The organism is Enterobacter cloacae complex sp. IR5450 (assembly GCF_049238665.1).
Classification (GTDB): Bacteria; Pseudomonadota; Gammaproteobacteria; order Enterobacterales; family Enterobacteriaceae; genus Enterobacter; species Enterobacter hormaechei_C.
In genome coordinates this window covers 1-1,032 of the sequence record NZ_JBMKIC010000085.1, presented here as the reverse complement: position 1 = coordinate 1,032, position 1,032 = coordinate 1, and the positions used below count along the sequence as shown (strand labels likewise).

Here is a 1,032-nt window from a genome sequence, read left to right as displayed (position 1 = left end):
ATTGAGGGCGGCGGATTCCTGTCTGGTCACTGGTGATTTTCCCCGTCTGGTGATGATTTTTGCGTGAAAAGAGCATGGCGTCATTCTGGTGCATAGTCATGCATGCCGTTAAAATTTAACAGGCGCGTTTCTGACGGGTTCCGGGGTGGTTTGTTGTGGTTTTTGTCATGGTTTCGTCAGGAACGCGCTGAACGCGTCTCAGGCGGTGCGGGCAACGGATGTTATGGTAAATTCTTGGGGGCTTGATTATAAAATACCGCACTTCCTCTTATGTCTTGTGCTTTTTAGACAACCCTGAAAGCTTTTAGCTTTGGTGATGCAATTTGCTGGGATTTTGGCGGAGAACCACAGGTAAAGAAAAAGGCCACATTAGCGGCCTTTTTCGGAGAAGATGCTCAGTGCGGAATTTCGGAGACTTCTTTAACGTCGGTTTTATTGATCTGCTGTTTGACACCATTCGCGTCTGTATAGCCAAGCAGGCCTGAGTCTGATTCTTTAGGTTTGCCGTCGCTGACAATAGTGCGACCGTCATTGGTGTGTATGGCATAGCTTGTGCGCGTGCAGCCGGTGAGGGCTGAAAGCGCAACTGCCGCTGCGAACACTGAAACAAAAATCTTTTTCAAAGCCAGCTCCTTTTATCCATATCAGTTTTGGTCACTAACCATCTAACTATAGGTCATTTTTTATGTGAAAAGAGGCTTGATGGTGGGCTGTATATCGAGTTAGGCGCGAGGTGCTATGGTCAAAGTGTGGTGTCAGGCGGGGAGGAGGCTTATATGAGATGTAATCCGGCCGATACATATACCAAGATGATTTAAGTATTCCTCTTTGTGAGGTTGGATGTCTAATTTATAAAGGATCTTCTTGAGATCCTTTTTTTCCGCGCGTAATCTCTTGCCCTGTAAACGAAAAAACCACCCTGGCAGGTGGTTTTTCGAAGGTTAGGTAATCCTGGCAGATCCCCTAACCGTGGTAACAGTCTTGTGCGAGACATGTCACCAAATTTGTCCTTTCAGTGTAGCCTCACTAAGG

General features: G+C 46.7%; 1 protein-coding gene. It reads right to left on the bottom strand.

Annotation, left to right across the window (positions count from 1 at the left end; translation table 11 throughout):
- Positions 1–395 precede the first annotated feature (395 nt).
- The gene (locus ACOTYB_RS24785; protein ID WP_021243043.1) at positions 396–623 is read right to left on the bottom strand and encodes a YgdI/YgdR family lipoprotein; all 228 of its coding nucleotides are present in this window, start codon (positions 621–623) and stop codon (positions 396–398) included.
- Positions 624–1,032 lie beyond the last annotated feature (409 nt).